Genomic DNA, 6,089 nt, shown 5'->3' with positions numbered 1-6,089 from the left:
GACAGCACCTTGCTGCGCAGGTGCACCACGCTCCAGGGTTGCGTCAGCGGGAAGCCCTTGACGTCCAGTCTGGCCAGTTCGCCGCGTTCGAGACTGTCGCCCAGCGCATGGCGCGAGAGTACCGTCAGCCCCATGCCGCTGGCGACCAGTTCGCGGATCGCCTCGTTGCTCGACAGCGATAGCCGTACCTTCAGTTGAACCCCGGTGAGTCGCATGTGCTGATCGATCACGTGGCGCGATCCGGAGCCGATCTCGCGCAGCAGGAAAGGCTCGTCGGCCAGTTTTTGCAGTGTCAGGTGCTGGCCGACAGCCCAGTGCGTGCGTGCGGCGAGTACCAGGAATTCGTTTTCGAGAAACGGCAGGCTGACGATGTCTACATCCTCCGGAGGGTAGGACATCACGTACAGGTCGTCCCGATTGCCGCGCAGACGCTCGACGATCTTCTCCCGGTTGGCGATCTCCAGTTCGATGTCAAGCTCCGGATAGCGCTGGCAGAAGGCGCCGAGCATGCGCGGCAGGAAGTACTTCGCCGTCGTGACCAGAGCCACCCGCAGCTTGCCGCGCTTCAGGCCTTTCAGATCGGCGATCGCCGACTCGAAGCGATTCCAGACGTCATCCAGGCTGCGCACCGTGACCAGCAATTCCTCGCCGGCGGTGGTCAGCACAAACTCGCGTCCGCTTTGCTCAAAGAGCGGCAGTCCGATGGTGTCGACAAGCTGCCGGATCTGGATCGAGACGGCCGGCTGGGTCAGATGCAGCGCCTCGGCCGCCCTGTTGAAGCCGCGCAGGTGAGCCACGGTGGCAAAGGTTTCAAGCTGGCGGAAGGTGATTCGGCGTCGAGGCATGTATAAGCTCCAACAAATAGCAAAGTTCAAATAGTTTAATTGGATTTTATATCAATAAGCCACCATAGTGTTTACACACCGTTTTTGACTTGGCAATACGGAATTATTCAACTACTGCTACAAGGAGATTCATCATGCGTCACTACCCCTCTGACAGCCCTGAAGCCATGACTCGCGTTGTTGCACTGACGCTGCTGGTCGATGGTGCCATCGACCTGAGCGAACTCGAGACGCTGAGGCGGAACGATATCGTTAACCGGTTGGGGCTTGATCACGCTCGTTTCGACAAAGTCATCCACGAGTTCTGCGATGACATGCTGGCCTACGTGGACCTCAAGCCTTCCGGTCAGTACGAACTCGACCCGGAGAGCATCGGCCATTTGCTCGCTGAAGTCGGCAACCCTGAACTTCAGAAGAAGGTTTTGAGTGTGATGCTCGATATCGTCAATGCCGATGGCAATCTGGCACACAGTGAGACGGCACTGGTCGCGCAGGCCATCAAGCACTGGAAGCTCGATCTTGTCCATTAGCGAGCCGTAGCGTCCCGGTAAATTTGTTCTGGCGCCAGCTTGCGGTGCACCGTAATGACTGAGGACTGTTGGAACAAATTTACCCGGCAAGAGCGTGATAATGGATTGGGCGCGACAAGCGAATGCTGTACAATCCTGCCCTCACCTCGATCCTCATCCGGCGCTGCATTCTGACGCTAGCGGGAGAGGAATTAACCCCATGGGCATTTTCCGGCGCACCCGCTACCCTTACCGTTGATTCGCATGCCGTTCGAACCCGTCATCCTGTTCTTCATTCTTGGCCTGTTTGCCGGGCTGGTTCGTTCGGATCTGAAGATACCGGGCGTGCTTTATGAGTCGCTGAGTATCTTCCTGCTACTCGCCATCGGGCTCAAAGGCGGCGTCGAACTGGCTCGCTATGCGCTGGCCGACCTGATCGGCCCGGCGCTGATCGTGGTGCTTGTCGCCACCCTGATTCCGCTCGTCGCCTTCCCCATCCTGCACCGGCTTGGTGGCCTGGCGCGCGCCGATGCCGCGTCGATTGCCGCGCATTACGGCTCGGTCAGCGTCGTCACTTTCGCCGTTGCGGTCAGCTTTCTGGCCCGGCTCGGCGAGCCGGCCGAAGGCTACATGATCGTATTTCTCGTCCTGCTGGAATTCCCGGCGCTGCTGATCGGCGTCATTCTGGCCCGGCGCTCGGTCGGCAAGACGAAGTGGGGGCCGCTCCTGCATGAAGTTTTCTCCGGCAAGAGCATCGTTCTGCTGATCGGCGGCCTGCTGATCGGCTGGGTGGCGGGCGCCGAGGGAATCAAACCGCTCGACCAGTTGTTCTTCGCTCTGTTCAAGGGAATGCTCGCCTTCTTTCTGCTCGAAATGGGGCTGGTGGCGGCGAGTCGAATGGCCGACCTGCGCCGCGCCGGGCCGTTCCTGCTCGGTTTCGCCACGCTCATGCCGCTGTCTGCCGGGCTGCTTGGCATCCTGACCGCCAACCTGCTCGATCTCTCGGTCGGCGGTGCTGTGCTGCTCGCCACGCTTTACGCCAGCGCCTCGTATATCGCCGCACCCGCCGCCATGCGCATCGCCGTTCCCGAAGCCAACCCGGCCTTGTCGATCGGTGCTGCGCTCGGCATCACCTTTCCGTTCAATCTGCTGATCGGCATCCCGGCTTACCACTGGCTGGCCATCAGGCTGAAGGGGGTCATCTGATGAACGCTCAACTTTCGCTGCGCAAGTTGCTGACCATCGTCTGCGAGGCCGATCTGGAGACACTCGTGGTGCGCGACCTGAAGGCGCTGGGCGCCAGGGGCTACACCATCACCGATGCGCGCGGCGACGGTAAGCATGGCGCGCGTGATGCGGCCTGGCCGTCGAGCGCGAATATCCGCATCGAGGTGCTGTGCACCGAGCAAACGGCAAGTGACATCGTCGAGCATCTGAAGAATCGCTATTACGCAAACTATGGAATGGTCACCTTTCTGCTTGATGTCCAGGTCCTTCGACCCGAGAAATTCTAGCCCGCGCACTGATCAGGATTTCGCTTGGAAACCGTATTCACCACCCACCTTGAACTGCATCGGAGAAACAGAATGAGCCTGACGGCAGAAGACCACAGAAGCACCGGTTCGCTCGCATCGGAAGCGTCCTACGCATCGGCGAGCAATCCATCGGGCACGACGGTAACCCGCTTCCGCAACAGTCTGTCGGCGGCGGCCAAGCACTATGACTCCTTCCTGATCGACCAGTGGGGCGTTCTGCATGATGGCCGCAAGCCTTACCCCGGCGCCGTTCAATGTCTCGATCGTCTGATCGGGGATGGGAAACAGGTGATCCTGATCAGCAATTCCGGCAAGCGTGCCGTCGAAAACGAAATTCGTCTGAACAAAATCGGCTTTCCCGCAGAGAGCTACACGCACCTGGTGACTTCGGGCGAAATCGCTTGGCAAATGCTGGCCGCAGGACAAGGCCTGTTCAGCAAGCTGACGGGCAAGCGCTGCCTGCTGCTGACCAGCGACGATCCCGTCGACTATGCTGCCGGTTTGCCGATCAGTCTGGCCGATGCCGAAGACGCCGATTTCATCCTGCTGGCGGGGATCGATGACCGCAGGCCGCGACACTACTACGAGCATATGATTGCCACCGGGCTGAGTCGAGGCCTGCCCCTGATCTGTGTCAATCCCGACCTCATGCGCATCACTGCGGCAGGTCTCAAACCGGGGGCCGGGGGGGTGGCGGACCGCTACCAGTCGAGAGGCGGCAAGGTGCGCTACATCGGAAAACCGCATCTCGAGATCTATACGCATTGCCTGAAGCTGGCGGCAGGCGGCCCCGGCGAGCGGGTACTCTCGATCGGAGATTCACTGCATCATGACATTGCCGGGGGCCGGCTTGCCGGCATCGATACGCTGCTGGTGATGGGCGGTGTACACGCCGACGCCTTGCCCGAAGACGCCGATCCGACGTCTCTGAGAGCGGCCATCATGGCCATTGCCGGCCGCTACGGCGCACTACCCGACTGGGCGATTCCCTCGTTCAAATGGTAAGGACAGGCAGGCCGGGCCAGCGTAGCGTCCGGCAGGAGGATTTGCTGCGCGGCATAGGCCGACGAAACTGAAATGTCATTTACGGTGAATTTTGATCCTGGAAACCGCAGTTGAGCGCGACCGCCGCAACAGCAGGTTTGGCCAGTGGTTGGCCCTCACCCCGACCCTCCCGCAGGGCAAGGGGGTTGCCCCCTTCGCCCTGCGGGATCCCTGCGGGAGGGCCGGGGATGAGGGCTTACGATACTGGCATTACGCTCAACTGCGATTCTTTGGATGAATCCGGAGGAAATGATGACTGAAGCAAGCGACAGCCGTCCCCTGGTTGGCATCGTCATGGGTTCGGATTCCGACTGGCCGGTGCTGCAGGCGGCGGCGAAGGTTTTCGAAGAATTTGGCGTCCCCTACGAGGCGCGTGTCGTTTCGGCGCACCGCACGCCCGACCTGCTGTTCGACTACGCCCTGGCCGCACGCGCGCGCGGTCTGCGGGCGATCATCGCCGGTGCCGGCGGCGCCGCGCATCTGCCCGGCATGCTGGCGGCCAAGACCACGGTGCCGGTGCTTGGCGTTCCGGTGCCTTCGAAGCACCTGCAAGGCCTCGACTCGCTGCTGTCCATCGTCCAGATGCCGAGGGGCGTTCCGGTGGCCACCTTTGCCATCGGCGAAGCCGGTGCCGCCAACGCCGCGCTGTTCGCCGTCGCCATGCTGGCCAGTGGTGAACCTGCCCCGGGCAGCGCGCCGGCCTGGCCACAACTGGAGACCTTCGCCGGCAAGCTTGACGATTTCCGCCGCCGCCAGGAAGGCAAGGTGCTGGCCATGCAACTCGCGAGGCCCGCATGATCCTGCCCCCGTCTACCCTCGGTGTACTCGGCGGTGGCCAGCTCGGCCGCTACTTCGTCATTGCCGCCCATGAGCTGGGCTACCGGGTCGTCGTTCTCGACCCGGACCGGCAAAGCACCGCCGGCCGGATTGCCGACGAGCACATCATCGCCGCCTATGACGAGCCGCAGGCGCTGCAACGCATGGCCAGTATCTGTGCAGCAGTCACTACCGAATTCGAGAGCGTTCCGGCCGCCGCACTGGCTACACTGGCCCGCTTCGTACCGGTGCGGCCCGGCGCCGAAGCGGTGGCCGTCTGCCAGGAGCGGAGCGCGGAAAAACGTTTCCTGAAAACTCATGGGTTCCCGCACGTGCCCTATGCCGAAATCCTCAGCGAGAATGACATCCGCAATGTCGAGGCCGGGCTCTTTCCCGCCATCCTCAAGGTCGCCCGCTTCGGTTACGACGGCAAGGGCCAGGAGCGGGTCGCCGGCATTGACGAAACGCTGGCCGCCTTTCGTCAGTTCAACAAGGAGCCCTGCGTTCTCGAACGGCAGGTCACTCTCGATTACGAGCTGTCGCTGGTGCTGACGCGGGGCGAGAGCGGTGAGGTCAGGTGCTTTCCGGCGAGCGAGAATCACCACCGTCATGGCGTCCTCGATTACTCGAGGGTTCCGGCGCGCGCCTCGGCTGGCGAGCTGACGCGCCAGGCCAGGGAAATCGCCGAGGCGATCGCCGACAGGATGGCTTATGTCGGCACCCTGGGCGTCGAGTTCTTCGTTGTCGATGGCCGGCTCCAGGTCAATGAGCTGGCGCCGCGACCGCACAATTCCGGCCACTTCACGCTCGATGCCTGCGTCGCCAGCCAGTTCGAGCAGCAGGTGCGGGCACTGTGCTGCCTACCGCTGGGCGAGATCCGGACTCACTCGCCTGCCGTGATGGTCAACCTCCTCGGCGACCTGTGGTATGACGATGTCGAACAGCCGGTGCGCGAGCCGGACTGGAACATCCTGCTCGCCGAACCCGGTCTCAAGCTGCACCTCTACGGCAAGGATGTGGCCCGGCCAGGCCGCAAGATGGGCCACTTCACGGTGCTTGGCGAGGCGGGTGATAAGGTATTCGAGACGGCCATGGCCTGCCGTGCGGCCATCGGAATTGGTGATCGATGAGCCTGGGCGAACGGCTGGCGGGCTTCAACCCGGGACTACGCGGTGAAACCGCGGATTGACCGGAGCCGATCCGGGCCTTTAGACTCGCACAGGTGGCGATCGATTCCCGGTTCTGCGTATTCGCGTTGCATTTTGCGCAAGCCTTCGCTCGCCGGTTCTGCTGACAAAATCAATTTTCGTGCCGAGAGTCTGTGAAAAAATCATTACGGC

The 6,089-nt window shown here is 62.0% G+C and carries 7 protein-coding genes; 6 read left to right on the top strand and 1 reads right to left on the bottom strand.

Annotated features, from left to right (window positions below; all coding sequences use genetic code 11):
* On the bottom strand, nt 1-845 hold an 845-nt coding region (locus tag JNM42_RS07615), incomplete at its 3' end, for a LysR family transcriptional regulator (protein ID WP_294268086.1).
* A 134-nt stretch (nt 846-979) separates the two neighbouring features.
* Here JNM42_RS07615 and JNM42_RS07610 point away from each other — a divergent pair.
* From JNM42_RS07610 to JNM42_RS07585, 6 genes are all read left to right on the top strand, one after another.
* On the top strand, nt 980-1,375 hold the full coding sequence (locus JNM42_RS07610; protein WP_294268085.1) for a TerB family tellurite resistance protein: 396 nt from the start codon (nt 980-982) through the stop codon (nt 1,373-1,375).
* A gap of 243 nt (nt 1,376-1,618) precedes the next feature.
* Nucleotides 1,619-2,560, top strand: a complete 942-nt coding sequence (locus JNM42_RS07605; RefSeq protein WP_294268084.1) for a sodium-dependent bicarbonate transport family permease — start codon at nt 1,619-1,621, stop codon at nt 2,558-2,560.
* A complete protein-coding gene (locus JNM42_RS07600) occupies nt 2,560-2,868 on the top strand; it encodes a transcriptional regulator (protein WP_294268083.1) in 309 nt (102 codons plus the stop codon). The genes JNM42_RS07605 and JNM42_RS07600 overlap by 1 nt, the downstream gene beginning before the upstream one ends.
* Before the next feature lie 72 nt (nt 2,869-2,940).
* Nucleotides 2,941-3,894, top strand: a complete 954-nt coding sequence (locus JNM42_RS07595) for a TIGR01459 family HAD-type hydrolase (RefSeq protein WP_294268082.1) — start codon at nt 2,941-2,943, stop codon at nt 3,892-3,894.
* A gap of 291 nt (nt 3,895-4,185) precedes the next feature.
* Complete coding sequence (gene purE, locus JNM42_RS07590) at nt 4,186-4,731, top strand: 5-(carboxyamino)imidazole ribonucleotide mutase (protein ID WP_294268087.1); 546 nt, start codon at nt 4,186-4,188, stop codon at nt 4,729-4,731.
* Complete coding sequence (locus JNM42_RS07585) at nt 4,728-5,879, top strand: 5-(carboxyamino)imidazole ribonucleotide synthase (RefSeq protein ID WP_294268081.1); 1,152 nt, start codon at nt 4,728-4,730, stop codon at nt 5,877-5,879. Before purE ends, JNM42_RS07585 begins: the two co-directional genes overlap by 4 nt.
* Nucleotides 5,880-6,089 lie beyond the last annotated feature (210 nt).

Origin of the sequence: Propionivibrio sp. (genome assembly GCF_016790145.1) — a bacterium.
GTDB lineage: Bacteria > Pseudomonadota > Gammaproteobacteria > Burkholderiales > Rhodocyclaceae > Propionivibrio.
Note: the sequence above shows the minus strand (reverse complement) of the source record. Positions and strands in the feature narration are given on the sequence as shown.

Coding starts and splice junctions, on each gene's coding strand:
- JNM42_RS07610 (WP_294268085.1), top strand. CDS start 980: ATGCGTCACTACCCCTCTGACAGCCCTGAAGCCATGACTCGCGTTGTT.
- JNM42_RS07605 (WP_294268084.1), top strand. CDS start 1,619: ATGCCGTTCGAACCCGTCATCCTGTTCTTCATTCTTGGCCTGTTTGCC.
- JNM42_RS07600 (WP_294268083.1), top strand. CDS start 2,560: ATGAACGCTCAACTTTCGCTGCGCAAGTTGCTGACCATCGTCTGCGAG.
- JNM42_RS07595 (WP_294268082.1), top strand. CDS start 2,941: ATGAGCCTGACGGCAGAAGACCACAGAAGCACCGGTTCGCTCGCATCG.
- purE (WP_294268087.1), top strand. CDS start 4,186: ATGACTGAAGCAAGCGACAGCCGTCCCCTGGTTGGCATCGTCATGGGT.
- JNM42_RS07585 (WP_294268081.1), top strand. CDS start 4,728: ATGATCCTGCCCCCGTCTACCCTCGGTGTACTCGGCGGTGGCCAGCTC.